The 24,574-nt window shown below is 70.0% G+C and carries 26 protein-coding genes and 1 pseudogene; 14 read left to right on the top strand and 13 right to left on the bottom strand.

Annotated elements, in window-relative coordinates:
• Nucleotides 1-121 precede the first annotated feature (121 nt).
• From J5Y10_RS08050 to mtnA, 3 genes are read left to right on the top strand one after another with little or no spacing between them, the layout of a single operon-like run.
• Nucleotides 122-601 carry a DUF983 domain-containing protein gene (locus J5Y10_RS08050; RefSeq protein WP_245214447.1) on the top strand — a complete coding sequence of 160 codons (480 nt, stop codon included), beginning with the start codon at nucleotides 122-124 and terminating at the stop codon, nucleotides 599-601.
• 7 nt (nucleotides 602-608) lie between these two features.
• On the top strand, nucleotides 609-1,091 hold the full coding sequence (locus J5Y10_RS08045; protein WP_245214446.1) for a UPF0262 family protein: 483 nt from the start codon (nucleotides 609-611) through the stop codon (nucleotides 1,089-1,091).
• 3 nt (nucleotides 1,092-1,094) lie between these two features.
• Entirely contained in the window at nucleotides 1,095-2,186 is a 1,092-nt protein-coding gene (gene mtnA, locus J5Y10_RS08040) for an S-methyl-5-thioribose-1-phosphate isomerase (protein WP_209372506.1), read from the top strand.
• Nucleotides 2,187-2,188: 2 nt separating this feature from the next.
• On the opposite strand, the gene J5Y10_RS08035 is transcribed toward mtnA, so the two are convergent.
• On the bottom strand, nucleotides 2,189-2,377 hold the full coding sequence (locus J5Y10_RS08035; protein ID WP_209372504.1) for a hypothetical protein: 189 nt from the start codon (nucleotides 2,375-2,377) through the stop codon (nucleotides 2,189-2,191).
• Between the two features lie 153 nt (nucleotides 2,378-2,530).
• The gene (locus J5Y10_RS08030; protein WP_209372502.1) at nucleotides 2,531-3,280 is read right to left on the bottom strand and encodes an endonuclease III domain-containing protein; all 750 of its coding nucleotides are present in this window, start codon (nucleotides 3,278-3,280) and stop codon (nucleotides 2,531-2,533) included.
• Between the two features lie 161 nt (nucleotides 3,281-3,441).
• Between J5Y10_RS08030 and J5Y10_RS08025 the strand changes: the two genes are divergently transcribed.
• The gene (locus tag J5Y10_RS08025) at nucleotides 3,442-4,425 is read left to right on the top strand and encodes a Bug family tripartite tricarboxylate transporter substrate binding protein (RefSeq protein WP_245214445.1); all 984 of its coding nucleotides are present in this window, start codon (nucleotides 3,442-3,444) and stop codon (nucleotides 4,423-4,425) included.
• Between the two features lie 48 nt (nucleotides 4,426-4,473).
• Here the strand turns inward: J5Y10_RS08025 and J5Y10_RS08020 are convergent, their stop codons facing one another.
• Nucleotides 4,474-4,887: a rhodanese-like domain-containing protein gene (locus J5Y10_RS08020; RefSeq protein ID WP_209372500.1), complete on the bottom strand. Its 414-nt coding sequence runs from the start codon at nucleotides 4,885-4,887 to the stop codon at nucleotides 4,474-4,476.
• A gap of 169 nt (nucleotides 4,888-5,056) precedes the next feature.
• Here J5Y10_RS08020 and J5Y10_RS08015 point away from each other — a divergent pair, with 169 nt between their 5' ends.
• The 6 genes from J5Y10_RS08015 to pcaB all read left to right on the top strand — a co-directional run bounded on the left by J5Y10_RS08015 (nucleotide 5,057) and on the right by pcaB (nucleotide 10,773).
• A complete protein-coding gene (locus J5Y10_RS08015) occupies nucleotides 5,057-5,899 on the top strand; it encodes an ABC transporter ATP-binding protein (RefSeq protein ID WP_209372498.1) in 843 nt (280 codons plus the stop codon).
• A complete protein-coding gene (locus J5Y10_RS08010; RefSeq protein ID WP_209372496.1) occupies nucleotides 5,889-6,755 on the top strand; it encodes an ABC transporter permease in 867 nt (288 codons plus the stop codon). The genes J5Y10_RS08015 and J5Y10_RS08010 overlap by 11 nt, the downstream gene beginning before the upstream one ends.
• Nucleotides 6,756-6,857: 102 nt before the next feature.
• Nucleotides 6,858-8,021 (top strand): bifunctional 3-oxoadipate enol-lactonase/4-carboxymuconolactone decarboxylase PcaDC, encoded by a 1,164-nt coding sequence (pcaDC, locus tag J5Y10_RS08005; protein WP_209372494.1) that lies wholly within the window; start codon nucleotides 6,858-6,860, stop codon nucleotides 8,019-8,021.
• Nucleotides 8,018-8,740, top strand: coding sequence for a protocatechuate 3,4-dioxygenase subunit beta (gene pcaH, locus J5Y10_RS08000; RefSeq protein ID WP_209372492.1), 723 nt, complete (start codon nucleotides 8,018-8,020; stop codon nucleotides 8,738-8,740). Before pcaDC ends, pcaH begins: the two co-directional genes overlap by 4 nt.
• A complete protein-coding gene (gene pcaG, locus J5Y10_RS07995) occupies nucleotides 8,733-9,353 on the top strand; it encodes a protocatechuate 3,4-dioxygenase subunit alpha (protein WP_209372490.1) in 621 nt (206 codons plus the stop codon). The genes pcaH and pcaG overlap by 8 nt, the downstream gene beginning before the upstream one ends.
• Nucleotide 9,354: 1 nt before the next feature.
• Entirely contained in the window at nucleotides 9,355-10,773 is a 1,419-nt protein-coding gene (gene pcaB, locus J5Y10_RS07990) for a 3-carboxy-cis,cis-muconate cycloisomerase (RefSeq protein ID WP_209372488.1), read from the top strand.
• A gap of 338 nt (nucleotides 10,774-11,111) precedes the next feature.
• Here pcaB and J5Y10_RS28880 read toward each other — a convergent pair.
• Nucleotides 11,112-11,219: pseudogene (locus J5Y10_RS28880) on the bottom strand (PEP-CTERM sorting domain-containing protein); the annotation flags it as partial.
• A gap of 1,265 nt (nucleotides 11,220-12,484) precedes the next feature.
• On the opposite strand from J5Y10_RS28880, the gene J5Y10_RS07980 reads away from it, so the two are divergent.
• A complete protein-coding gene (locus J5Y10_RS07980; protein ID WP_245214443.1) occupies nucleotides 12,485-13,777 on the top strand; it encodes an alpha-hydroxy acid oxidase in 1,293 nt (430 codons plus the stop codon).
• Nucleotides 13,778-13,795: 18 nt separating this feature from the next.
• On the opposite strand, the gene J5Y10_RS07975 is transcribed toward J5Y10_RS07980, so the two are convergent.
• The gene (locus tag J5Y10_RS07975) at nucleotides 13,796-15,229 is read right to left on the bottom strand and encodes a DNA recombination protein RmuC (RefSeq protein ID WP_245214442.1); all 1,434 of its coding nucleotides are present in this window, start codon (nucleotides 15,227-15,229) and stop codon (nucleotides 13,796-13,798) included.
• A 75-nt stretch (nucleotides 15,230-15,304) separates the two neighbouring features.
• Here J5Y10_RS07975 and J5Y10_RS07970 point away from each other — a divergent pair, with 75 nt between their 5' ends.
• From J5Y10_RS07970 to J5Y10_RS07960, 3 genes are read left to right on the top strand one after another with little or no spacing between them, the layout of a single operon-like run.
• Nucleotides 15,305-17,854, top strand: a complete 2,550-nt coding sequence (locus J5Y10_RS07970; protein ID WP_209372482.1) for a ligase-associated DNA damage response DEXH box helicase — start codon at nucleotides 15,305-15,307, stop codon at nucleotides 17,852-17,854.
• Complete coding sequence (pdeM, locus tag J5Y10_RS07965) at nucleotides 17,851-18,546, top strand: ligase-associated DNA damage response endonuclease PdeM (RefSeq protein WP_209372480.1); 696 nt, start codon at nucleotides 17,851-17,853, stop codon at nucleotides 18,544-18,546. The genes J5Y10_RS07970 and pdeM overlap by 4 nt, the downstream gene beginning before the upstream one ends.
• 31 nt (nucleotides 18,547-18,577) lie before the next feature.
• On the top strand, nucleotides 18,578-19,291 hold the full coding sequence (locus tag J5Y10_RS07960; protein ID WP_209372478.1) for a metallophosphoesterase: 714 nt from the start codon (nucleotides 18,578-18,580) through the stop codon (nucleotides 19,289-19,291).
• A 3-nt stretch (nucleotides 19,292-19,294) separates the two neighbouring features.
• Here the strand turns inward: J5Y10_RS07960 and J5Y10_RS07955 are convergent, their stop codons facing one another.
• The 8 genes from J5Y10_RS07955 to J5Y10_RS07920 form a co-directional block, all read right to left on the bottom strand.
• A complete protein-coding gene (locus J5Y10_RS07955) occupies nucleotides 19,295-21,055 on the bottom strand; it encodes a complex I subunit 5 family protein (protein ID WP_209372476.1) in 1,761 nt (586 codons plus the stop codon).
• On the bottom strand, nucleotides 21,052-21,396 hold the full coding sequence (locus J5Y10_RS07950; RefSeq protein WP_209372474.1) for a sodium:proton antiporter: 345 nt from the start codon (nucleotides 21,394-21,396) through the stop codon (nucleotides 21,052-21,054). The genes J5Y10_RS07955 and J5Y10_RS07950 overlap by 4 nt, the downstream gene beginning before the upstream one ends.
• On the bottom strand, nucleotides 21,393-22,154 hold the full coding sequence (locus J5Y10_RS07945) for an MnhB domain-containing protein (protein ID WP_209372472.1): 762 nt from the start codon (nucleotides 22,152-22,154) through the stop codon (nucleotides 21,393-21,395). Before J5Y10_RS07945 ends, J5Y10_RS07950 begins: the two co-directional genes overlap by 4 nt.
• Nucleotides 22,151-22,426, bottom strand: a complete 276-nt coding sequence (locus tag J5Y10_RS07940) for a hydrogenase subunit MbhD domain-containing protein (protein WP_209372470.1) — start codon at nucleotides 22,424-22,426, stop codon at nucleotides 22,151-22,153. The genes J5Y10_RS07945 and J5Y10_RS07940 overlap by 4 nt, the downstream gene beginning before the upstream one ends.
• Entirely contained in the window at nucleotides 22,423-22,707 is a 285-nt protein-coding gene (locus tag J5Y10_RS07935) for a cation:proton antiporter (RefSeq protein WP_209372468.1), read from the bottom strand. Before J5Y10_RS07935 ends, J5Y10_RS07940 begins: the two co-directional genes overlap by 4 nt.
• Nucleotides 22,704-22,967: a hypothetical protein gene (locus J5Y10_RS07930; RefSeq protein WP_209372466.1), complete on the bottom strand. Its 264-nt coding sequence runs from the start codon at nucleotides 22,965-22,967 to the stop codon at nucleotides 22,704-22,706. The genes J5Y10_RS07935 and J5Y10_RS07930 overlap by 4 nt, the downstream gene beginning before the upstream one ends.
• Nucleotides 22,955-23,413, bottom strand: coding sequence for a hypothetical protein (locus J5Y10_RS07925; protein WP_209372464.1), 459 nt, complete (start codon nucleotides 23,411-23,413; stop codon nucleotides 22,955-22,957). The genes J5Y10_RS07930 and J5Y10_RS07925 overlap by 13 nt, the downstream gene beginning before the upstream one ends.
• A 69-nt stretch (nucleotides 23,414-23,482) precedes the next feature.
• Complete coding sequence (locus tag J5Y10_RS07920) at nucleotides 23,483-24,493, bottom strand: ABC transporter substrate-binding protein (RefSeq protein ID WP_209372463.1); 1,011 nt, start codon at nucleotides 24,491-24,493, stop codon at nucleotides 23,483-23,485.
• Nucleotides 24,494-24,574: the final 81 nt, after the last annotated feature.

Below are 24,574 nucleotides of genomic sequence, written 5' to 3'. Positions count from 1 at the left end.
TCGCGGGCAGTCCGCTGCAACCCCCGTTGCGCTTGTGCAGCGGCGTCCAGCGCTCCATATTGCAATGCAACAAAGATTGGCAGGGCACGTTCGGAACCCTGTCCCCGGGAGGACCGCATCCATGCCCAGCCAGCAAGCCCCGCCCGAGCCCGCCCAGGTCACCTGGCGCCCGAGCGCGCCGCCCGAGGTTGCCACCGGGGGCACGACGATGCTCGGCGCCATTGGCCGGGGCATCACGAATCGCTGCCCCAATTGTGGCGAAGGTCCGGTCTTCCAGGGTTTCCTGCGCGTGGTGCCGGAATGCCGGGTCTGCCAGGCCCCGCTGGGCACCCTGCGGGCGGACGATGCGCCCCCCTACATCGTGATTTTCCTGACCGGCCACCTGCTGCTCCCGCCGATCTTCTGGATCGAAAGGGCCTATGAGCCGGCGATGTGGCTGCAGATGGCAGTGTGGCTGCCGCTCTTTGCCGTGATCTGCACGCTGCTGTTGCGGCCCGTGAAGGGTGGGGTGGTGGGATGGATGTGGAAGCTGGGCTTCGCGAGCCCTGCCAGCCCCGTCGACGACGCTCCCCCCGCCAACGGCCCTTCCCGCGATGGCTGAGTTGGCGATGGCAACCGAGGCGGCCGTGCGCGACATCGTCCGGATCGAGCTGGGCCACAACGCCCCCCTGCCCTCTCCTTTCGCGGAGGCGGACCGGCAGCAGGCGGTGGCGGACCTGCTGACCGGAAATCGGTTCCTGCCTGCGGGCCTTCCGCCCGGTCCCTACGCGCTGCATCTCTGTCTTCGCGACGGCCGTCTGGTGCTGGACGTCCGTGACGAGGCGGACGCGCCGCTACATGCCTATGCCCTCGCCCTCGGTCCCTTCCGGCGGCTGATCAAGGACTACGGCATGGTCATTGAGGGCCATGAGCAGGCGGTGGTGGAGGGTGCGGCCGATGCCCGCATCCAGGCGATCGACATGGGCCGCCGCGGCCTGCACAACGAGGCCGCCGAGCTGCTGCGCGAACGGCTGGAGGGTCGGGTCGAGCTTGACTTCGAGACGGCACGACGCCTTTTCACCCTCGTCTGCGCCCTGCATCAACGGATCTAGAACTTGAAGATCAACGGCACCCCGTACCGCAGCGTCTGGCTCGATGCTGATGGCCGATCCATCCGCATCTTCGACCAGACGAGGCTGCCCTGGGCAGTGGAGGAGCTGGTCCTCTCGGATGAGGAGGCCGTGGCGCATGCCATCCGCTCCATGCAGGTGCGCGGCGCGCCGTTGATTGGTGCGGTGGGGGCCTATGGGCTGGCCATGGCGCTGCGGCGCGATCCCTCCATCGAGAACCTGGAGCGGAGCGCGGCGATGCTGAACGAGACGCGCCCGACCGCGGTCAACCTGAAATGGGCGCTGGACCGCATCTGCGCCGCCGTCCGCAATCACCCGCCGGAGCGCCGGGCCGAGGCCGCCTATGCTGAGGCGGCAGCGATCTGCGACGACGATGTGGAAACGAACCGCAAGATCGGCGAGCACGGGCTGGAGCTGCTGAAGGAGATTGCCGCCCGGAAGCCACCCGGGGAGCCGGTGCGGGTCCTGACCCATTGCAATGCGGGCTGGATCGCCACGGTGGATTACGGCACCGCCCTCTCGCCCATCTACCAGGCCCATGACGCGGGAATGGATGTTCATGTCTGGGTCGACGAGACCCGGCCGCGCAACCAGGGCGCGCTGACGGCCTGGGAACTCGGCTCGCATGGGGTGCCGCACACCTTCGTCACGGACAATGCCGGCGGCCACCTGATGCAGCACGGGATGGTCGACATCGTTATCGTCGGCACGGACCGGGTGACGCGGAACGGCGACGTGGCGAACAAGATCGGCACCTACCTGAAGGCGCTGGCGGCGAAGGACAACGACATCCCCTTCTGGGTCGCGTTGCCCCATTCCACGCTGGACATGTCGGTACGGGACGGGCTGACGGAGATACCGATCGAGGAGCGCTCGTCCGCCGAAGTGACGGCGACGACGGGGCGGCTACCGAAGGGTGGGGTCGGTGCGATCCGCGTGGCGCCCGAATCCTCGCCCGCCGCCAACCCGGCCTTCGACGTGACGCCCGCCCGGCTGGTGACGGGATTGATCACCGAGCGCGGGCGCTGCGGGGCGAGCGAGGAAGCCCTTTCCGCGCTCTACCCCGAGAAGGTTTAGCGTCAGGCAGTCCGGGCGAAGGTGCTCCGCTCCAGCACCGCCAGCCCGGCCACGATCACCAGACCCGACAGCGCCGCGCCGGCCGCCGCATAGGCGGAGATGTCCATCGCCGCCCCGCCGAGAACGGCGCCGACGATGGTGAGGATAAGCACGAGACCCGTGGCGATCAGGGCGAGGGCGATGCGGTGCATAGCGGGGGGCTCCCGGCCCGCCGAGGTGATTCGGACGGGCACGAGGTGAATCAGGCCCCCGCGGCGCGGCAAAGGCAGGACCGGATCATGGCCGAAACGTGGCGCGCGCAAATCTTCGCGCAGCCCGGCCATGTTCAGCTAGCATCCCCAGATTTACGCAGGCGAATGAAATGCGGGCTGCCGCAGCGACGACTCCGGCGCAGATCGGGCCTGCCCCGTAGGGCAGAGGTCCAGCAGAACGCAGCGGCCACAGGCGGGGGCCCGGAAGTGGCAAACCCGCTGTCCGTGCAGCATCAGCACCTCATGGTCGTCATAGACCTCCTGTGCGTCCCATTCGCCGGGCAACATCGCTTCCAGGACCCGGTGGGACGGCCCGACCGAGAGGCTGGCGGGGATGAGGCCGAGGCGTTGCGCCACCCGGTGATGGTGGCTGTCCACCGGCAGGGCGCGCCGGCGCAGGGACGAGAAGGACAGGACGGCGGCGCTCGTCTTCGGTCCTACGCCCGGCAGGGATTCGAGCCACTCCCGCGCCTCCGGCACCGGCATGTCCGCAAGGTGGTCGAGCTCGAGCGACCCGCGTCGCGCAGTGATGATCTGCAGGATCCGCTGCAGCGCCGGCGCCTTCGCCTCGGGCCAGGTGCAGGGGGCTAGCGCCTCCCGCACCGCGTCCACCGGCGCATCCCGCACGGCCGCCCAGTCTGGGAAGCGTTCCCGCAGGTTTCGGAAGGCGCGGGCGCTATCGGCATTCCGGGTGCGGTGGGAAAGCAGGGAGGAGACCAGCTCGTCCATCGGACCGTGCTCATGGAAGTAGCCGATCGGGCAGCCATAGACCCTGCAGAGGCGGTGGTGGACCTCGACGAGCTTTTCCCGCGGCCCTGAGGGGTTCCTGACGGTCGCGGGCATGCATTCCTCCTTGTGGAATGCACTCGGAACGCTCCAGCCCTGCACGGGTTCGCGACGATGTGCTATGGCAGATGCGGCCGGCTCGCTTGACCCCTCGGGGCCACTCGCCCAGCCTCACGATGGAAACGGTGCGCGCCGAACGCGCCCAGGAAAGGACTGGAATGCCTATGCAAGGCCCGATGCGTCGCGCCCTCATGGGGGCGGCCTGCGCGCTCGCCCTCGCTCCCCTGCCCTCATTCGCGCAGGATGCCTATCCGAACCGGCCCATCCGCATGATCGTACCCTTCGCGGCCGGCGGCACCACGGACCTCATCGGGCGCCTCGTCGGCGGGGAGATGTCCCGGCGCCTCGGCCAGCCGGTGGTGGTGGACAACCGCGCCGGTGCGGGCGGAAATATCGGCGCGGAAGCCTGCGCCAAGGCCGCGCCGGACGGCTACACGATCTGCATGGGCACGATCAGCAGCCACGCGATCAACGCCTCGATCTACCCACGCATTCCCTTCGACAATCTCCGGGACTTCGCCCCTGTCGCTCTGCTCGGCAGCCAGCCGAACATGCTGGTCGTCGCGAACAACATCCCGGCCCGCACGGTGCCGGAGCTGATCGCGCTGATGAAGCAGCGCCCCGGGCAGATCAACTACGGCTCCTCCGGCGTCGGTACCTCCATCCACCTGGCCGGCGAGCTCTTCACCCAGCTCACCGGCACCACCGCCGTCCACGTGCCATACCGCAGCAGCGGGCAGATCATGACGGACATGCTGTCCGGCACGCTGCCCATGGCCTTCGACAACTTCTCTTCGGGCTGGCCGCATGCCAGGGAAGGCCGGATCCGCGCCATCGGCGTAGGCAGCCTGCAGCGTGTCCCCCAGGCCCCGGACGTGCCGACCATCGCCGAGACCCTGCCCGGCTTCGAGAGCGTGTCCTGGCATGGCATCTTCGCGCCCGCCGCGACCCCGCCCGCGATCGTCGCGCGCCTGAACCGCGAGGCTCTGGCCGCCCTGGCCAGCCCGGAGGTGAAGGCCCGCTACGAGGAACTCGGCATCACCGCCGGCACCTTCTCGCCGGAGGCCTTCCGGGACTTCGTGGCGGCCGAGACGAAGCGCTGGGGCGATGTCGCCCGGAAGGCGGACATCCGGGTCGAGTAGCCGCAGCCGGTGGGCGGGGCGGCAGGGCCGTCCCGCCCACCGGGTACCTCAGCGCTGCCGCCAGGGCAGCTCGCTCGCCTTCCAGCCCGCAACCCTTCCGCGGTGGCCATCGCCGTCCACCGGTCCCTCGAACCCGTCGGCCACATTGTAGGCGTTCGGGAAGCCCGATGCCTGAGCGGCCTGGGCGGCGGCGAGGGAACGGGCGCCCGAACGGCAGAGGAAGTGTAGCTTCGTCAGTGGCGTCGCGCCCGCGCGGCGGAGCTGCTCCACGAAGGCACCGTTGACCTGCATCGACGGGTAGAGCTGCCAGGGAATGAGGACGGGCTGCTTGCCGGTGGCGGAAAGGTCGGGAATTCCCACGAAGTTCCATTCGGCGTCCGTCCGGACGTCCACGAGCATCGTATCGGGATCGGTCCGCAGCGCCTCGTAGCTGTCCTCGGGGGAGATATCCTCGACCGTCATGGCGCATCCTCAGGTTTGTATGGTCGGGGCAGATAGGCGCCGCGGCGGGCTCGCGCCAGGGGCCCTGCCCCGTGCCGCTGGCGCGCGGCTTGCAAGGAACTCGCCCGGGATGCCGGCAATGGACGGCTGACAGGCCCCAGGCGGGGCTGGCTGGGAGAGTGTAACGGGGATGACCGGGTTCGAAAGGTCCTTCGTGGAGATCGACGACGTCTCCATGCGCTATGGCGGCGCGGAGGGCACGCTGGCCCTGCGGCACACCTCCATGCGGATTGCAAAAGGAGAGTTCGTCGCGGTGGTCGGTCCGTCCGGCTGCGGAAAATCGACGCTGATGCGGCTGGTCACGGGGCTCTGGCCCTGCTCGGCGGGCAGCGTGATCGTGGCGGGGAAGGAAGTCGCCGGTCCGCTCTCCATCGCGGGCATGGCCTTCCAGGCACCGACGATGCTGCCCTGGCGCACCATCCTGCAGAACGTGATGCTGCCGCTGGAGGTGGTGGAGCCGCATCGCCGCCGCCTTCGTGGCGAGCGGTCCATGTACGAGGAGAAGGCGCGCAAGCTGCTGGCCCTGGTCGGCCTGGCGGGCTTCGAGGAGAAGACGCCGCACCAGCTCTCTGGCGGCATGCAGCAGCGCGCCAGCCTCTGCCGCGCGCTGATCCACGATCCGCAGCTGCTGATGCTGGACGAGCCCTTCGGTGCCCTGGACGTCTTCACGCGCGAGGAGCTGTGGGAGCAGATGGCGGAGGTCTGCCGCATCCTGAAGCCCACCGTCATCCTGGTCACCCACGACCTCAAGGAGGCGGTGTTCCTGGCGGATCGCGTGCTGATCATGTCCGCCCGCCCGGGCCGGATTATCGCCGAGCGCACCGTGCCCTTCGAGCGGCCGCGCAGCCTCGACATCACCTATACCCAACCCTTCCAGGCGCTGGTCCACGAGTTGCGCGAGCACATCAGCGCCGCGCGGCGCGGCGCGGAGGTGTCCGCCTCCCCCGTGCAGGAGGCACCCCATGCCGCTTGACGCCTCCCCCAAGACCTCGGCCCCGACCGCCGCCCAGCTCCGGGTGGAGGCGATGGCCGCCGCGGCGCGACGCCGCCGACGCCTGCAGACCGCCCTGCCCTGGATCATCATCGTCGGCACCTTCGTGGTGTGGGAGGTGGTCTGCCAAGCCTTCCAGATCCCGCAGTTCATCCTGCCCGCGCCCTCCGCCATCGCCGCCAGCATGTGGAAGTGGTGGCTGCCGCTGCTGGACAACTCCTGGCAGACGCTGATGACGACGCTGATCGGCTTTGCCTTCGCCATCGTCTTCGGCCTGCTTCTTGGCGTGGCGATCGGCTCCTCCAGCCTGCTCTATCACGGGCTTTACCCGCTGCTGATCGCCTTCAACTCCGTACCGAAGGTGGCGGTGGTGCCGATCCTCGTGATCTGGTTCGGCATCGGCACGGTCCCGGCCGTGATCACCGCCTTCCTCATCTCCTTCTTTCCCATCGTGGTGAACGTGGCGACGGGAATTGCGACGGTCGAGCCGGAGCTGCGGGACGTGCTGCGGGCGCTGGGCGCCCGGCCCACGGACATCATCCGCAAGGTCGGCCTGCCGCGGGCCATGCCCTACTTCTTCGCCTCGCTGAAGATTGCCATCACCGTTGCCTTCGTCGGCTCCATCATCGCGGAGACGGTCGCGGCCAATAAAGGAATCGGGCACCTAATGATGCTCGCCTCCTCCCGCTTCGACGTGCCGCTGGTCTTCGCCGGCCTCATCATCACGGGCGTGATGGGCGTCATCATGTACGTCGTGGCTGTCGCGATCGAGAACCGCACCACGGGCTGGGCCATGCGCGGGCAGGATTCCGGGCAGGTCACCGTGGCCGGGGTCTGAGCTCCCGCTTTTCCTCCCGGGGAACGCCGTGCTAGGCCTCGGGCCGGCGTTTCCCTGCAGCGAACCTCTCATGCGGGGAAGGCCGGGGAGAAGGACGGCCGGATGTTCATCGCGCTACGCGGCATGGCGGTGCATGTGCGGGTCGAGGGCCCGCCGGGCGCCCCGCCCCTTCTGATGCTCCACAGCCTCGGCACCGGCCTGCATGTCTGGGATCCCCAGGCGGAGGCCATGGCCCGGACGCACCGCGTCATCCGCTTCGACCAACGCGGGCATGGTTTGACCTCCAACGATCCTGGCGCCGCGGCCGCCGAGGGCAGCATGGCCTCCCTGGCGGAAGATGCCTTTGCGGTGCTGGACGCGCTGGGCGTCCGCGCCGCGCATCTGGCTGGGATCTCGATCGGCGGGCGCATCGCCATGGAAATGGCGGCGACCCGACCCGAGCGCGTGCTCTCCCTGTTTCTCCTGGATACGGCGCTGGAATTCGCCCCGGCCTCCAACTGGCAGACCCGCATCGATGCGGTACGCGCGGGCGGCGTGGCCTCGGTGGCGGATGGGGTGATGGCGCGCTGGGTGGTGGACCCCGCCCTGCCCTCCTCCCGCGCGCTTCTCTCCATGCTGCTGGCCACGCCGTCCGAGGGCTATATCGGCGGCGCGGAGGCGCTGCGGGACGCGCGGGCGGAACCCCTCCTCGGCCGGCTCCGTGGTCCCGCGACGGTTGTGGTGGGGGAGCTGGACCAGGCCTCCCCCGTTTCCGCCGCCGAAGCGATCCGTGACGCCATTCCCGGCAGCAGCCTGACCGTGCTGCCCGGCCGGGCGCATATCCCGACCTTCGAGGCTGCGGACGAGGTGACGGCGGCCTTGCAGGCTCATCTCGCGCCGGTTCCCGCCGACGATCCCCTGGACGCCGGGCTCGCCGTGCGCAAGGCGGTGCTGGGAGAGGAGCATGTCGCCCGCGCGCAGGCGGCCGTCACGCCGCTGGATGCCCCCTTCCAGAACTACATCACCCGCAACGTCTGGGGGCAGATCTGGACCCGCCCGGGCCTGCCGCGCCACACCCGCTCCCTCCTCACCCTCGCCGTCACCGCCGCCCTGGCGCGGGAAGGGGAGTTCGGCCTGCATGTGCGGGCAACGCGCAACACCGGCGTGACGCCGGAGGAGATCGCGGAAGTCCTGCTGCAGGTCGGCGCCTATGCCGGCGTGCCGGTCGCAAACCACGCGCTGAAGATCGCCAAAACCATCCTGGCGGAAATGGAGAAGACGTCATGAGCGAGGTCGTCCACGGCTATCGCCGCCCGAACGAGGCGCACCAGCCGCCGCTGAACTCCCCGGCCTATGGCAGCACGCGCGCGCGCCACCCGCAGCAGCCGCTGCTGGAATTGCCGCACACGCTGACGGAGACGAGCAGCCCGATCTTCACCCCGGCGCGCTACCCGGAGGTGGCCGACCTGACGGTTCTCGAGAACGGCGCCGGCCATGCCATGGGCGAGCGCATCATCGTCGCCGGCCGGCTGACGGACGAGGATGGCCGCCCCGTGCGCCACGCCATGGTGGAGGTGTGGCAGGCCAATGCCGCCGGCCGCTACAACCACGAGGGCGACCAGCACGACGCCCCGCTGGACCCGAACTTCCGGGGCATGGGCCGCGTCTTCACGGACGAGGACGGCTGGTACCGCTATCTCACCATAAGGCCGGGTGCCTATCCCTGGCGCAACCACCACAACGCATGGCGGCCGAACCACATCCACTACTCCCTCTTCGGCCAGGGGTTCGCGCAGCGCATGATCACCCAGATGTACTTCCCGGGCGACCCGCTGCTGCCGCTGGACCCGATCTTCAACACCGTCTCGGATGAGGCGGCGCGCAACCGGCTGGTCTCCCGCTTCGACCTCGACATCACCCGGCCCGAGCACGCCCTAGGCTACCGATTCGATATCGTGCTGCGCGGGCGCGAGGCGACCCCGATGGAGGAGAACCACCATGACTGAGGGAACCGCCTCCAGCGCCACGCCAGAGCTGGCCCCCTCCGAGGCGACGATCGCTTCCGCACATCAGACCGCGGGCCCCTACTGGCACCTGGTGGACTTCCCGGAATGGGCGGACACCACGCGCCACTTCGCGGACGCCCTGCCCGATGGCGCGGAGCGCATCACCGTCAGCGGCACGCTGCGGGACGGGAACGGCGACCTCGTCACGGACGCGATGGTGGAGATCTGGCACGCCGATCCCGCCGGCCGCTACCCCGACCAGAACGGCGACCCCACGGCCTTCCAGGGCTATGGCCGCTGCGCGACGGACAAGGGCGGGCGCTTCCGCTTCGTCACGTTGAAGCCCGGCCCGGTGCCGGTGGGCCCACATTCCCAGGGCAACGCAATGCAGGCGCCGCACATCGCCCTGGCCGTCTTCGCGCGCGGGCTCCTGCAGCACCTTTCCACCCGCCTTTATTTCGAGGGCGAGGCACTGAACGCGGCCGATCCCGTGCTGAAGGCCGTGCCGGAGGCGCGGCGCGGCACCCTCCTCGCGAAGCCCGCCCGTCCCGGCGAGTGGACGCTGGACCTCCGCCTGCAGGGCGAGGGCGAGACCGTCTGGATGGCCGTCTAGCATGAGCGTCAATCCGGCGGACGCGACGGTCTGGGGCGTCCTCTACGGCACGGACACCATGCGGGCGACGGTGGGCGAGGCGGCGCTGCTCCAGCGGATGCTGGACGTGGAGGCGGCGCTGGCCCGCGCCCAGGCCGGGCTCGGCATCGTGCCGGAGGAGGCCGCGCGGGCCATCACAGAGGCCGCGCGCGCCGACCGGCTGGACCTGCCGAAGCTGGCGGCCGCGACGCGCAACACGGGCTATCCCGTGGTGGGGCTGGTGAAACAGCTCGGCGCGCTGGCGGGCGAAGAAGCGGCGCGCTGGACGCATTGGGGCGCCACCACGCAGGACATCCTTGATACGGCGCTCGTTTTGGCCCTGCGCGACGCCTTCGCCCTGATCCGGCAAGACTTGGAGGCCACGATCGCGGCGCTGGCCGCGCGGGCGCGGGAACACCGGGATACCGTGATGGCCGGTCGCACCCACCTGCAGCACGCCCTCCCCGTCACCTTCGGCTACAAATGTGCCGTCTGGCTGGCCCCGCTGATCAACGCGCGGGAGACGCTGGACGCCCTTCTGCCGCGCCTGCTGCGGGTGCAGTTCGGCGGCGCCGTGGGCACCCTAGCCTCGCTCGGGGAGCAGGGGCCGGCGGTGGCGGAGGCGCTGGCGCGGGAACTGGACCTCGCCGTGCCGGAGATCCCCTGGCACGTCGCGCGGGACACGGTGACGGAGGCCGTGTGTTGGTGCGGCATCCTCTGCGGCGCCCTGTCAAAAACGGCGACAGACGTGATGTTGCTGATGCAGACCGAGGTGGCCGAGGTGTTCGAGCCGCACGAGGCGGGCCGCGGCGGTTCCTCCACCATGCCGCAGAAGCGCAATCCCATCGCCTGCGAGTACGTGCTGGCCCAGGCCCGCGGCGTACACGCGCTGGTGCCGCAGGTGATGTCGGCCATGGCGCTGGACCATGAGCGCGGGACGGGTCCCTGGCAGGCCGAGCCGCTGGCGATCCCGCAGGCGCTGCTTCTGACACACGGCGCGCTGGATCAGGCGCGGCAGATCGCGGCGGGCATGACGGTGGACGCCGCCCGCATGCGCCGGAACCTCGATGCCACCGGTGGGGCGATCATGGCGGAGGCGGTGATGATGGGGCTGGCCCCGAAGCTCGGCCGTGGCGCCGCCCATGATGCCGTGCATCACGCCTGCGACCTCGCCCTGGCAGAGCGGATCCCGCTGGCCCAGGCCCTCTCCCGCGACGAGAGTGTCTTGAAGGAGCTGTCGGCCGAGGAGATCACCCGCATCACCGATCCGTCGAGCTATCTCGGCAGCGCGGGCTTGTTCGTCGATCGGGTATTAGAACGGGCAGAGAGGTCGGGGGCGGCGTCAAGCTGGCTGGGAGAGTCGGGCGACCTCTCGGCGAGGGAGCTACGACCGGCTGGATAACCGCTTCACGGGTTGTGCGGATTGCGAGGGATCGGTCGGAGACACTCCCCATCCCGTCTGCTTCGACCGCTACCGCCGTATTCACGCCCCACCAACTATGACGCAGAGCATTGAGGCTCGAAAAGCGTCGACACTTTACACGAGTGGAGAAGCTTTGCGCTCGCCCGGCCCGGGAAGGCCTGCCACTTAGAGAGGGCAGGCCAGCCCTGACTGACCTAGAGCGGCTAAACTCGCCCAGCCGGCGGAACCGACTGGGCCACATCCGTCACCTAAGTTTCAGACACGGTAGCAGTTGAGGCTAGGCCCCGCTTGGCTTTGCAGCATGCAGGGCCAAGGTCTCAGGCGGCCATCGTGTTGGCAGACTTCTTGGCGCCACGGCGCCGCACGAAGCCGAGACCCAGCAGACCGGCGCCGAGCAGGGCCATGGAGGCGGGCTCGGGGACCGGCGTGATGGTGCTCGTCGACGAGAAGGTGCCGGAGAACTGGCCGAACTGGTTCGCGGTGAAAGCGTAGAGGCCCGGCGTCGGGTCAAAGCCTTCGAGGCGCGCGATGCCGGAGAAGACGATGTTCGTGATGAAGAGGGCGCCGACAGCCGTGCGCTCGGCACTCACCAGCCCGGTCGCCTGGAAAGAGGCGCTCCGGTTCAGCGCGCCGAGATCGGAATTGATGCCCGAGAACGCCGTGTAGGGAACGAAGGCAGAGAAGGGGTTGTAGGTGAAGCTGTTAAGGTTCGCGCCCTGCCCGTTCTGGAAGCCAACCGTCGAGTAAGAACCCGTGGCAACGTTCAGGGTGCTGTTGCTGAGCGGGGAAATGTTAGAATCCACGATGGTGCAGGCGCTTGCCGTGCAGTTCGCAACGCCCGTGAAGCTGAGCGAGCTGTTCGCCGAAATCAGCGCGGCGTTCGCCGACACAGCCGTCCCCAGGAGCGCGAAGGCACCGATCGCCAACGTCATCATCTTGCTTGCCATAGTAGCTTCCTCGTTCGCCTGCAGCGGGATGCTGCCATCGCTCTTACAGCAATGCCCGTGCCACCTATAAAACATCAGGAAAATCAGATAGATGCGGTATTTTTATGAGCGCTTTACGGCTGGTTGTAAGAAGTCCTGACACGCCGCCCGAGGAGGAGGAAACGCCTTATTGGGGCTCCTATAATCGAAGTTGATGGAGGTTCATCCCTCAAGGCTCGCTGGACCGATTTCAATGTCCGAACTGGAATGGAGCAGGGTAATTTTCCGAACGTGATCGGAAAAAATCAGTTTTGCAGGGCTGCTTTCTGACCGGACGTGGCACCCTCAAATGGTCGTGAATGCATGGATTCGCCCGGCTAACATGTGAGCCATGAAGGATACCTTGGTGATCGTTAAATCCAGCGGCGAGCCGAAGGCAAACGTCGATCTCTCTCGGCCCAGGGAACTGGTGTAGGCAAAGGGACCATACATCTCGTTGCCGTCCAGTGCGCCGTTCGAGAGTAGTGGAACCTCCAGGGCTGCTTCCTCGAATTGCCCAGCATCGGCCCGGCCGACCGATTGTCCCGTCAGGAAGTAGCCAGTCGAATTCTGTCGCTCATAGATCCGGGGCCCGGCTCTCCCAGCGATGCGGGCTTCCTCCAGCGAGGCGTCGGCACGGCAAATCGACTGCCGGCGACTACCCCGTTCCCCTCCTCTCCCCGATAATGCCGGAAAGCGATCCCGCACGACCGGAGGAGAACGGCATGGCCGACGGCACCCCCACCCAACCCGCGGCTCCCGTCCCCCCTCCGGCCCAGAGCGTCTACCGCACCGTCTCGAAGAACACGCCGCGCGCGCTGCGGCCGATCCTGGCGCTGGACGACTTCGAGGATGCGGCGCGTCGGCGTCTGCCGCGGCCGCTCTTCGGCTATATTGCCGGCGCGGTGGAGACCAACGCCTCCCGCACGGACAACCGCACGGTGTTCGGGGAATGGGCCTTCAAGCCGAACTACCTGATCGACGTGTCCCGCCGCAGCATGAAAACCACCCTCTTCGGCGAGGAGTTCAAAGCGCCGTTCGGCATCGCGCCCATGGGGATCAGCGCGATCATGGCCTATCGCGGCGATCTCGTGCTCGCGCGCGCGGCGCGTGAGGCGGGGCTTCCGATGATCATGAGCGGATCCTCCCTCATCCGGATGGAGGAGGTCGCGCAGGAGTATCCCCGCGCCTGGTTCCAGGCCTACCTGCCCGGGGAGCCCGCGCGGATCGAGGCGCTGGTGGACCGGGTGGCAAAGGCCGGCTTCGGAACGCTGCTGCTGACAGTGGACACGACCACCCTCGGCAACCGGGAGAACAACGTCCGCACCGGCTTTTCCACGCCGCTGAAGCCCGGGCTGCGGCTGGCCTGGGACGGCGCCATCCGGCCGCACTGGCTCTGGAACACGCTGTTCCGCACGCTGCGGCACCACGGGATGCCGCATTTCGAGAACTCCTACGCCACGCGCGGCGCGCCCATCATTGCGCGGCATGTCGAGCGCGACTTCGGCGCCCGTGACCATCTGAACTGGTCGCACTTCGCCCAGATCCGGCGCCAGTGGAAGGGCCGGCTAGTCGTGAAGGGCATTCTGACCGGCCATGACGCCCGCCGTGCGGCGGAGGAAGGCGCCGATGGCGTGGTCGTTTCCAACCACGGCGGGCGGCAGCTGGATGGCGCCATCTCCGCCTTCCGCGCCCTCCCGGAGGTGAAGGCGTCGGCAGGTGGGATGACCGTGATGATGGATGGCGGCGTCCGCCGGGGCACGGACGTTCTGAAGGCGCTGGCCATGGGGGCGGACTTCGTCTTCGTCGGCCGGCCCTTCCTCTACGCCGCCGCGGTGGGCGGGGAGGCCGGGGTGCGGCACGGGATCGAGCTGCTCTCCTCCGAGGTGAACCGCAACGTCGCCTTCCTTGGCCTGCAGTCGCCGCGGGAAATCGGGATGGGGCACCTGGTCCGGGTCGCCGGGGTGCCCACGCCGGCCGAGATGGCGGCCGCCTTGCGGGGTGCCGCGCCCGCCTGAGCCGCGCCCTTCTCCCGTTCAGTCCGCCGCCGGCGCCAGAAGCCCGCCGGAGGAGGAGAGGACGGGGGTATCGCTCAGTTCAACCGCCTCGATCGCCACGCCGCGGCGGGCGATCTTGCCGGTGGTGATCTCGATCTGCTGCACGTCGGTCTGGATGTCCACGAAGTGCTTCCGCAGCTTCGTCACGCGGTCGTCGAGCCGGCCGACATCCTTCACCAGCTCCGCCACCTGCGCCTTGATCTGCCCGGCCTCCGCCCGGATCCGCACGTCCTGCATCAGGGCGCGCATGGTGCCGAGCACCGCCCACATGGTGCTGGGGGAGACGATGTAGACCCCCATCCGTGCGGCCCGGTCCACCACCGGGGCGTGGGCGGCGTGCAGGTCGGCGTAGATCGCCTCGGACGGCACGAAGAGCAGCGCGCCCTCCGCCGTCTCCCCGGGGCAGATGTACTTGCCGGCGATGTCGTCCACGTGGCGCGTCACATCCGCCGCGAAGCGTTTGGTGGCCGCGATCCGGGCGCCGTCATCCCCGGCGTCGCGCGCGGCGAGCCAGGCTTCCAGCGGGAACTTGCTGTCGACGGCGATGGGGCCGGGCGGATGGGGCAGCCGGATCAGCACGTCGCAGCGCGTCCGGTTAGCCAGGGTGTGCTGCCAGGAAAAGCCGTCCGGCGGCAGGCGGTCCTCCACGATCTGGCGCAGCTGAACCTCGCCGAAGGCGCCGCGGGACTGCTTGTTGCCGAGGATCTGCGCCAGGCTGCCCACCTGGGCCCCCAGCGCCTCCATGTTCGCACGGGCGGCGTCGATCACCGCCAGCCGCTCATGGATCTTGCCGGCCGTTTCCTCAGCCTTCACCGCATTCTCGTTCAGGACCCGGCCGAGCCGCTCGTTCTGGGCTGCCACGGCCGCACCGAGGGCCTCCTGCGACGCGGCCAGCCGGTCCGCCAGGGCCTTCTCCTGAGCGGCCAGCCGTTCGTTCTGCGCGGCAAGGGCGTTCGCCAACGTCTCCGTCAGGGCGAGCGAGGAGGCGGCGAGGCGCTCCGCCAGCACCTTCTCCTGCGCGGCCAGGCGCTCGTTCTGGGCGGCGCTGGAATTGGCGACTGCCAGGCCCTGGGCCGCCAGGGCATCGGCCATCGCCCGCGTCGCCTCGGAGAGGCGGTCGGCCAGGACCTGCTCCGTCGTGCCGAGCCGCTCCCGCTGGGCGGCCAGCGCCGCCTCCGTCGCCAGCCGCGCTTCGGCCAGCCGGTCGCCCATCAGGCGCTCGGCGGCTGCGGCGCGCTCGGCGGCCCCCGCCGCCCCGCGCTCCTGCGCCGCCCCCAGCGAATCCAGCTTGGAGGAGAGCACGGCCAGGGCTTCCCCACTGCCGGACCCGTTCCGCCGGAATAGCAGCGCCACCGCGACCAGCAGCGCCAGACCGGCCAGGATCAGGGGCAGAAACGGGCTCAGTTCGGCCATTCGGAAGGTTCCGACTCAATGTCTTGCGGGGCGGCTCTCGCACCGCGTCAAATCCATGCCATATACCGGGGGCCCATGGGAACATTGCCGGAACCCTTCGCGGGCTGGTTCGCCGCGCGCGGCTGGACCCCGCGACCTCATCAGCTGGCTCTCTGGAAGTCCGCGCGCGCAGGGGAAAGTGCCCTGCTGATCGCCCCGACGGGTGGCGGTAAGACGCTTGCGGGCTTCCTGCCCAGCCTCCTGGAGCTGCACGCGGCGCCGAGAGAGGGGCTGCACACCCTCTACGTCTCCCCGCTCAAGGCGCTGGCGGTGGACATCGCCCGCAACCTGATGGACCCGGTGAGCGAGATGGACCTGCCCATCCGGATCGAGACCCGCACGGGCGACACCCCCCAGAACCGCCGCGCCCGACAGCGGGAGACCCCGCCGCAGATCCTCCTGACCACGCCGGAGAGCCTCGCCGTCCTGCTCGCGAACCCGGAGGCGCCGGAACTCTTTGCGGGCCTGCGGAGCATCGTGGTGGACGAGGCCCATGCGATGGCCGGAACCAAGCGGGGGGACCAGCTCTCCCTCTGCATGGCCCGGCTGGACGTGCTGGCACCCGGCCTACGCCGGGTCGGCCTGTCGGCGACCGTCGCCCATCCCGAGGCCCTGCGCGCCTGGCTCTCCCCCACTGCCCTGGCGGAAGACGTGCGGCTGGTGGTCGGCCGCGGCGGGGCGGATCCGGATATGAGCCTGATGCTACCGGAGGGGCACCTGCCCTGGGGCGGGCACATGGGCATCGCCTCCGCGCCCGGCGTGCTGGCCCGCATCGCGGAGGCGGGGGTAACGATCGTTTTCGTCAATACCCGGGCCCAGTCGGAGCTCATCTTCGCCGCGCTCTGGAAGATCAACGAAGAAAACCTGCCCATCGCCCTGCACCACGGCTCGCTGGAGATCACGCAGCGCCGGAAGGTGGAGGCCGCCATGGCGGCGGGGAAGCTGCGCGCCGTGGTGGCCACCGCCTCTCTCGACCTGGGCATCGACTGGGGCGCGGTGGACCAGATGATCCATGTCGGGGCGCCCAAGGGCGTCTCCCGCCTGCTCCAGCGCATCGGCCGCGCCAACCACCGGATGGACGAGCCCTCAAAGGCCGTGCTGGTGCCGGCGAACCGCTTCGAGGTGATCGAGTGCGTCGCCGCGAGCGAGGCGGTGCGCGCCCATGAGCTGGACGGCGATCCACCCCGCCCCGGCGGGCTGGACGTGTTGGCGCAGCACATCCTTGCCATGGCCTGCCAGTCGCCGTTCAGGCCGGACGACCTCTACGCCGAGGTCACGCGGGCCGGGGCCTATGCCACCCTCTCCCGGCGCGACTTCGACGACGTGCTGCGCTTCGTGGAGGATGGCGGCTACGCCCTGCGCGCCTATGAACGCTTCCGCCGCCTCTTCACGGATTCCGAGGGGCTGGTCCATGTGCGCGACCTCCGCGTGGCGCGGCAGGCCCGGATGAATCTCGGCACGATCGTCGACACGCCGATGATCAAGGTGCGGCTGCGCGGCGGCCCGGTGCTCGGCGAGGTCGAGGAATGGTTCGCCTCCACGCTGGAGCCGGGGAACAGCTTCATCTTCGCCGGCCAGACCCTTCGCTACGAGGGCATCGACGCGCTCACCATGGTCGTCTCCCGCGGCGGAGAGGGCGATCCGCGCGTGCCCACCTATGCCGGGGCAAGGCTGCCGCTCTCCACCAACCTCTCCTTCCGCGTCCGCTCCATCCTCGCGGACCCGCGCCGCTGGCGCGCCCTGCCGGATCCCGTGCGGGACTGGCTGCGCCTGCAGCAGCGCCGGTCGGAGATGCCGCAGCGGGATGGGATGCTGATCGAGGTTTTCCCCAAGGGCGGGCGCTGGTTCATGGTCGCCTACTGCTTCGAAGGACGGCTGGCGCACCAGACGCTGGGGATGCTCGTCACCAAGCGGATGGATCGGCTGGGCTTCGCACCCATGGGCTATCTCGGCACGGATTACGTGCTGGCCACCTGGTCCGCCTTCGAGCCCACGGACCCCGAGCGCCTCTTCGAGGAGGACATCCTGGGGGAGGAGCTGGAGGAGTGGATCGCGGAAAGTTCCATGCTCCGCCGCACCTTCCGCAACATCGCGACGATCGCCGGGCTGATCGAGAAGAACCACCCCGGGCAGGAGAAGTCCGGCCGACAGATGACGATGAATTCCGACCTGATCTACGACGTGCTGCGGAAGCACGAGCCCGACCACATCCTGTTGCGCGCCACCCGGGCCGAGGCGGCGCACGGCCTGACCGACGTGTCCCGCATCGCCACCCTGCTGGCGCGCGTGCAGGGCCATATCCGCGTCCGCCGCCTGGACCGCGTCTCGCCCCTCGCCGTCCCCGCCCTGATCGAGGAGGGGCGCGAATGGGTGGCGGGCGGCGCGGAGGACGCGTTGCTGGCCGAGGCCGCCGCGCTGGTGGAGGAGGCGACGGACGGCGCCGAACACTTCGCCGACGTTCTTGCGGAGGTGACGGAGGGCGTCCGCGTGCGTTCAGGCGTGGTGGACCGCCCCCGACGACAGGACAGGAAGCGCCGCCCGCCGCCGCGCCGCTTCGTCCGCAGCGCCAAGGGCCTGGCCTCGTGACCCCCGCCCCGCTTCACTTGGCGGGCGAGCGGCTGATGCTCGACCCCGCGGGCGTTGTCTCCTGGCCGGCACGGCGCACGCTCGTCGTCTCCGACCTGCACCTGGAGAAGGGCAGCCACTTCGCCGCGCGCGGCCGCTTCGTGCCGCCCTACGACACGCGGGAGACGCTGGCGAAGCTTACCCTCGTTCTGCGGCGCTACGGGCCGGCGCGCCTCGTCCTGCTGGGGGACAGCTTCCACGATCCGATGGGGTGCGACCGCATGGCGCCGGCCGATTGCGCCGCCCTGCAGCGGATCCTCGCATCGGTGGAGGAGGTGGTCTGGGTGCTCGGCAATCACGACCCCGTGGCGCCGCGCGGCCTGCCCGGGATCGCCGTGGACGCGCTGGTGGATGGCCCCCTCACCTTCCGGCACGAGGCCGATCCGCGCGCCCTCGGCGAAATGAGCGGCCATTTCCACCCCAAGGCCACGCTGGCGACGCGCGCCGGCGGGATTTCCCGCCCCTGCTTCGCCACCGACGCCCGTCGGGTGATCCTGCCGGCCTTCGGCGCCTATACGGGCGGGCTGGACGTGCGGGACCCGGCGCTGGGCGGGCTGTTCCCGCGCGGAGGGCGGGTCTTCCTGCTGGGGCCGGACCGGCTGTTCAGCGTGCCCATGGCCCCGATGCGCCGGCGCCCGGAGGCGGTGGCGTGATCCGCCATCCGACACGGGCGGAGGGCGGGGCTTGAGGGACCTGCGCGGCCGCTTCGAGGGAATTCGCGTGGTCGGCGACGTCCATGGCGACGCCGAGGCCTTCCAGGCCGCCGTGGAGGGCGCCGCGGCGGAGCGGCTCTTCGTGATCCAGCTCGGCGACCTGACGGATGGCGGGTCCGACGGGGCGGCTGTGCTGCGCCGCGCCTTCGCGCTGCGCGCGGAGGGCCGCGGCCTGTTCATGCTCGGCAACCACGACCACAAGCTGCGCCGCGCGCTGGAGGGCGCCTCCCTCCGCATCGAGGCGAACGGCCTCGGTCGGACGCTGGAGCAGATCGGCGCCGCCGGTGATGCGGAGAGCCTTCGCCGCCGCGCGGTGGAGGAGATCGGCCGGGCGCCGGCCTGGCTGCGGATCGACCAGCGCCTCTTTGTCCATGGCGGGTTCCATCCGCGCATGCTGCACGCGCCGCCGCCGCCGGATGCGGGCGCGCGCAAGCCGGAGGGGCTGGTTCCCCGCGCTCTCTTCGGCCAGGTGACCAGCCGGATGCGGGACGATGGCTACCCGGAGCGCCTGCACGATTGGGTGGACCGTATCCCCCAGGGCTTCACCATCTATTGCGGGCACGAGCTGCGCAGCGCGGATGGCCGGCCCTACATGCAGGTCGGCGCCGGCGGTGGCGCGGCGGTGTTCATGGATACGGGGGCCGGCAAGGGCGGCCACCTCTCCTGGGTGGACCTGCCCTGGTAGGGGTCAGGCCAGCCAGAGTCCCAGCGAAAGCAGCGCGAGCCCGGCGAGGATCCAGACCAGCTCATCCCCGGTCACCCCGCTGTGCAGGCGTTCCAGACCCGCGAAGACCGGCGCGGTCAGCGCCTGCACGCCGTTCGAGAGGATCGCCGGCAGGTGGTGGCGCCCGAGGTGCCAACCCGCGACGAGGAGGGCGAGGGAGAGGCTCATCCATCCCAGCGGTAGCCGTTCCGGCACCTCGCCCGGAGATACCGGGGCAGGTACGATGCCCGGCTGCATCATCGCCGACGCGGCGTGCTGCGCGGCCTCCTCGGCAAGGTGGCCCGGCACCGCCGAGGCCAGCAGCAGCAGAACTGCCACGGGCGCCAGCATCAGCGGCAGCGGGCGGTTCGCCTTCTCGGCTTCCTGCTCGCTCGGCGCGCCTTCCTCCTCGCCGTCCACCTTCCCCCAGCCGAGGAAGATCCGTCCGGCGGCGCGCAGGACAGCGGCGCCCGTCAGCCCCGCGCCGATAGGCACGGCGAGGATCACCCAGCGAAAGGATTCTGCCCCCGCCGCGGCGTCGAGCAGCGTCGCACCCTCCTCCATCAACCCGACCGGCAGGCCGGCCAGCAGCAGACCGCCAGCGGCGAAGGCGATCCTCGCGGGCCAGATCTCTCGCCCGCGGCCGCGCAGGCCGATCTCGTCAATGCCGCCCAGCCGGGCCATCAGAACGCCCGCCAGGGCAAAGAGCGCCGCCTTCACCAGCCCGTGGCCGACGAGGTAGGTCAGCGTCCCGGCCAGCCCGTCCGCCGAGAGAAGCGCCACCCCCATCAGCAGGATGCCCGTGTGGGAGATGGTGGAAAAGGCGAGCATCCGCTTCACGTGCCTTTGCCCGAGGCAGAGCATCCCGCCCAGCACGGAGGTCGCGGCGCCCAGCCAGAGCACCACGGCGTGCAGCGCCTCCGTCACAGCCTCCACCGGGGCGAAGACCGTCCAGGTCAGGCGCGCCAGGCCGAAGACGCCCATCGCGACCATGCCGCCGGAGAAGACCATGGAAACGGGCGAGGGCGCGACGGCGTGGGCATCGGCCAGCCAGAGATGGAAGGGCACGGTCGCGCCCTTGATCAGCAGGGCCGCCGCCAGCAGGCAGAATGCGCCGGGGATCACGGGATCGCCCGCCGCCTTCGCGGCTTCCTCACCCAGCGCGAGCATGTCGAGCCGGCCAAGCCTTGCATAGAGCAGCCCGATCCCCGCAAGCATCATCATGGAGCCGAGCGAGTTGGTGACGGTGAAGTTCAGCGCCCCCTCCAGCGCCGATGCCTCCAGCCGGTAAGCGGTGAGCGCGAAGGCGGCGACGCTCATCACCTCGAACCACACGAAGAGGTTGAACAGGTCCCGCGTCAGGCAGAAGCCGCACATGGCCGCCATGAAGACGAGCATGAGGACATGGAACTGCACGCCCACCTCCTCGAAGAAGCCCCAGGCGAAGACGAAAGATGCGACGAAGAGGATTCCGACCAGCGCCACCATCACGGAGCCCGCGACATCGGCCTGGAAGGCGATGCCGATCGGCATCCCTTCCCGTGGCGACCAGCCGCCGAACCAGTGCAGCAGTACGCCATCCCCGGCACGAAACGCCATCAGCGCGCCGAGCGCCGCGACGGCCAGCGCCGCGACGATCGCGATGACATCCGGCACGCGCCCGGGCAGGTGGCGCCCGAGCGCGAGCAGGGTGGCGGCGACAAGGATCGGCCCGGCCGCGGCCAGGGGTGGGAGCGAGGAGATCATCGCCGCATCGGCCTCAGCTCCTCGGGATCCAGCGTGCCCCGGCGCTTGTGCAGTTGCAGGGCGAGCGCCAGCAGCAGGGCGGTGACGGCGGCGCCGACCACGATGTCGGTCAGCACCAGCGCCTGGACCACCGGGTCCACGGCGGGCGTGCCCGGTGGATGGTCGGCGAAGACCGGCGGGCCCGCGCCCCAGCGGAACCCCGCTGACAGCAGCAGAACATAGGTGCCGGACTGCATGACGCTGAGGCAGCCGATGAGGTGAACGTAGTGCCGGCTGGTGATCATCCCGTAGAAACCGATCGCGAAGAGCCAGAGGGCGACCGACCAGGGCAGCGCGCTCACTGCTCCTCCCCCTTCTCCGGCTCGCGCGTCTCCTCCAGGAATTCGAGGAAGAGCATCCCGAAGGCGCCCGACACGGCGAGACCGACGCCGAAGTTCACCACGGGGATCATGCCCCCGGACAGGATCGAGCCCCAATCGCCGAGCGGCAGCATGTTGGCCAGATAGGCGGCGCCGGTGAGCATCGCGCCGAAGCCCGCCAGGGCGTAGAGGCCCGCGCCGCCACCTTCGAGCGCGTGGAGCACGACACCCGGCACCATGCGCCGCCAGGCATTGTATCCCTCCCCCAGCCAGACGAGCACCAGGCCGGAGCCGATGATGGCGCCGCCCTGGAAGCCGCCGCCGGGCGTGAGCGCCGCGTGCAGCACAACATAAAGGCCATAGATGAGCGTCAGCGGCGCCGTCATCCGGCAGAGCAGCACCACAGCGTCCGAGCGTGGCGGGATCGGGCGGCTGCCGCAGCGGGCCGGGCGGTCCCCTACCCCCTCTCCGCGGGCCCCGCGCAGCACCACCACCGCGCCCACAACGGCGGCGAGCAGCATCACCTCCTCGCCCAGGGTATCGAAGCCGCGCAGGTCGAAGTTCACGGCGGTGACCATGTTGGAGACAGCCCGCTCCGCCGGCGCAACGCGGTTCACGGCGTCGCCATAGGGCAGCGGGTGGTCGCCGAGGGGTGGCATGGCCCGGACCACCGCCAGAGCACCGGGCGCGAGCGCCAGGGCCGCGATGGCGGCGAGGATGCCGCGCGCGCGCCGGCTCATGCCCCCTTCTCCGGCCTATCCCCAGGCCTCTCCTCGGGCCGGTGCAACCGAATGCTCGCCAGCACGGCGAGGAAGAGTAGCGGCACCGCCGCCGTGCCCACCACGAGCTGGGAGAAGGCCACGTCCGGCGCTTGCAGCGCGGCGAAGAGAAGGGCGAGGGCCAGCCCGTTGGCTGCCATCGCCATCACCTGCCGCTCTGGGCGGCGCGACAGCACGACCCCCGTGCCGGTCGCGGCGACAAGGAGGAGCAGCCCGGCGAGCAGCGCCGTCATCGTGCATCCTCCCTCTTCACCAGGGCGCGGCCGGTAGCATGGGCGGTGGCGGCCCCCACCAGCCAGCTCAGCAGCACCGCCGAGACGACCTTGACGGAGCGGCCGGAGATGCCGTCCGTTACCAGCGCGGCGGCGGCGAGCGGTGCGCCGCAAGCGATGTTCACGAAGGCCACGGCATGCAGCCGTGCCAGCGGCCCCCGCAGGCGGGCCGCCCCCGCTACGCCGAGCCAAGCGGCGAGCGCCATCACCGCGAGCAGCGCGGCCACGATCCATGCGGTCATAGCCACCGCTCCAGAAAGATGGCCATCAGCAGCGTGCCGGGCAGGGTGAGCAGGACAAGGGTCAGCGGCAGGTCCGCCATGGAGGGCTGGTCGAAGGCGTAGCTCATGGCGAAGAGCACGGGCACGGCGAGGGAGGAGGCGAGCTGCGCCGCCACCAGCCGCCCGGCAACCTCCCCGCGCATCGCGAGCATGGCGGCGAGCGCGAAGGGCGGGAGGAGAGCAAGGGCCGCCGCCAGCCAGATCCCCGTCACAGCGGCCATCGCCGGTCGGGCACAGGCGGCTGGGGCGAGAGGCGATGCAGTGCTAGGGCGCCCGGAACCGGCTCGTCGAGGACGTAGCTGTTCGGGGCCAGCGAAAGACCGAGCACGGAGAATGCACGCCGGGCCGCTTCCTCCGGCGAGTCTGGCCCGTGCTCGAAAGGCTGTTCAGCGACCGATCCGCGTTCGCCTTCAGCGCGAAACAGTGCACGGAGAAGGACCGCCGCAACGGTGGCCGTTTCCCTGACCAGCGTGCCCGGCAGCGATGCGAAAGCGCGCCAGCGAACGGCGCCGAAGGAGAAAGGGTCCGGCGCGCAGCGGCGGAGCGCCATGGAGAATGCCGCGGCCGCCCCGCCACCGATCACGGCGGCCGCGACCTCCGCCCCCTGCACGGACCCCGCCATGAGCAGGTAGGCCCCCGACAGCAACGCCCAGCGCCACAGCATCACGGCACCCCTCTCCCCTGCCCCCAACTCGGGGAAACGGGGGTGGGTTTCCCGTGCCGGGAAGGCGATGCTTCAGCCCAGCCCGACCCGCCGGTTCACGAAATCCAGGGAGTAGCCGCGCCGCGGGTCGAGCCCGGCAGGATACACGCCGGTCTCCCGCATGATCCCGTAGAAGCGGTCCCAGCGCTCGTGCGTCATGGCGCCCACACCGAGCGTCAGCGCCTCGTTGGAGCGGACGATGCCGCGCTCGTTCATGGCGCGCAGCCCGTAGGCGAGGAGGTCGTCCGGCATCTCCGGGTTGTGCTGTTTGATAAGGGCGTTGGCGGCCGCGACGTCGGTGCCCTTCATGTATTCGGTCCAACCCTCCACCGTCGCGTCGATGAAGCGCTGCACCAGGTCCCGCCGCTCGGCGACCATCTTCGCGGAGATGTCGATCGTGGTGTTGTAGGCCTCGTAGCCCGCATCGGCGAGGAGATGGACGCGCGGATGCGCGCCCGCCTGCATGGCGGAGAAGGGCTCGGAGGAGACGAAGCCCTGCCAGATCGCCTCCCTGTTCGCCATGTAGCCCTGCAGCCCCGCGGTCTTCGGGCGGATCTGCGCGTCGTCGAAGCCGAAGCGGCTTCGCAGGAAAGGCCAGTGCGTCACGCGGCCGGCAGCGCTGAGGCTGATCGGCTTGCCGCGCATCTTCTCGAAGCTGTCGATCCCCGCCTCCTCATGCGTCATGAGGATCACCGGGTCCTTCTGGAAGATCGCGGCGATGCAGAGGAAGGGCATCCCGTCCCGCGCGTAGTTCAGCGCCTGGAAGGGGTTGGACATGATCATGTCCGCGCGCCCGCCCACGAGCATCTGCGCCGGGTTCTGCTGCGGCCCGCCCTGGCGCAGGTCGCATTCGATCCCGTACTTCCGGTAGATGCCACCGGCGACGGCCTGGTAGTAGCCGCCGTGCTCGGCCTGCGCGCGCCAGTCCGTCTGGAAGACCACCTTGTCGAGCGTCTGGGCGGAGACCCTCGCCCCCGGCACGAGGACCAGGGCGGAGCCGCCCGCCAGGAGGCGGCGGCGGTCGATGCGGTATTTGGTACCCATTGTAGTCCCCTTCGGAGGCCGGTTCCGGCCGTGGGCCCGATGCCCACGCCGATGCGCGATCCGCCCCTGGATCGCATGCCC

Origin of the sequence: Roseomonas indoligenes (assembly GCF_017813365.1) — a bacterium.
Taxonomy (GTDB): domain Bacteria; phylum Pseudomonadota; class Alphaproteobacteria; order Acetobacterales; family Acetobacteraceae; genus Roseomonas; species Roseomonas indoligenes.
Note: the sequence above shows the minus strand (reverse complement) of the source record. Positions and strands in the feature narration are given on the sequence as shown.

Coding starts and splice junctions, on each gene's coding strand:
- J5Y10_RS08050 (WP_245214447.1), top strand. CDS start 122: ATGCCCAGCCAGCAAGCCCCGCCCGAGCCCGCCCAGGTCACCTGGCGC.
- J5Y10_RS08045 (WP_245214446.1), top strand. CDS start 609: ATGGCAACCGAGGCGGCCGTGCGCGACATCGTCCGGATCGAGCTGGGC.
- J5Y10_RS08035 (WP_209372504.1), bottom strand. CDS start 2,377: ATGCACCGCATCGCCCTCGCCCTGATCGCCACGGGTCTCGTGCTTATC.
- J5Y10_RS08030 (WP_209372502.1), bottom strand. CDS start 3,280: ATGCCCGCGACCGTCAGGAACCCCTCAGGGCCGCGGGAAAAGCTCGTC.
- J5Y10_RS08025 (WP_245214445.1), top strand. CDS start 3,442: ATGCCTATGCAAGGCCCGATGCGTCGCGCCCTCATGGGGGCGGCCTGC.
- J5Y10_RS08020 (WP_209372500.1), bottom strand. CDS start 4,887: ATGACGGTCGAGGATATCTCCCCCGAGGACAGCTACGAGGCGCTGCGG.
- J5Y10_RS08015 (WP_209372498.1), top strand. CDS start 5,057: ATGACCGGGTTCGAAAGGTCCTTCGTGGAGATCGACGACGTCTCCATG.
- J5Y10_RS08010 (WP_209372496.1), top strand. CDS start 5,889: ATGCCGCTTGACGCCTCCCCCAAGACCTCGGCCCCGACCGCCGCCCAG.
- pcaDC (WP_209372494.1), top strand. CDS start 6,858: ATGTTCATCGCGCTACGCGGCATGGCGGTGCATGTGCGGGTCGAGGGC.
- pcaH (WP_209372492.1), top strand. CDS start 8,018: ATGAGCGAGGTCGTCCACGGCTATCGCCGCCCGAACGAGGCGCACCAG.
- pcaG (WP_209372490.1), top strand. CDS start 8,733: ATGACTGAGGGAACCGCCTCCAGCGCCACGCCAGAGCTGGCCCCCTCC.
- pcaB (WP_209372488.1), top strand. CDS start 9,355: ATGAGCGTCAATCCGGCGGACGCGACGGTCTGGGGCGTCCTCTACGGC.
- J5Y10_RS07980 (WP_245214443.1), top strand. CDS start 12,485: ATGGCCGACGGCACCCCCACCCAACCCGCGGCTCCCGTCCCCCCTCCG.
- J5Y10_RS07975 (WP_245214442.1), bottom strand. CDS start 15,229: ATGGCCGAACTGAGCCCGTTTCTGCCCCTGATCCTGGCCGGTCTGGCG.
- J5Y10_RS07970 (WP_209372482.1), top strand. CDS start 15,305: ATGGGAACATTGCCGGAACCCTTCGCGGGCTGGTTCGCCGCGCGCGGC.
- J5Y10_RS07955 (WP_209372476.1), bottom strand. CDS start 21,055: ATGATCTCCTCGCTCCCACCCCTGGCCGCGGCCGGGCCGATCCTTGTC.
- J5Y10_RS07945 (WP_209372472.1), bottom strand. CDS start 22,154: ATGAGCCGGCGCGCGCGCGGCATCCTCGCCGCCATCGCGGCCCTGGCG.
- J5Y10_RS07940 (WP_209372470.1), bottom strand. CDS start 22,426: ATGACGGCGCTGCTCGCCGGGCTGCTCCTCCTTGTCGCCGCGACCGGC.
- J5Y10_RS07935 (WP_209372468.1), bottom strand. CDS start 22,707: ATGACCGCATGGATCGTGGCCGCGCTGCTCGCGGTGATGGCGCTCGCC.
- J5Y10_RS07930 (WP_209372466.1), bottom strand. CDS start 22,967: ATGGCCGCTGTGACGGGGATCTGGCTGGCGGCGGCCCTTGCTCTCCTC.
- J5Y10_RS07920 (WP_209372463.1), bottom strand. CDS start 24,493: ATGGGTACCAAATACCGCATCGACCGCCGCCGCCTCCTGGCGGGCGGC.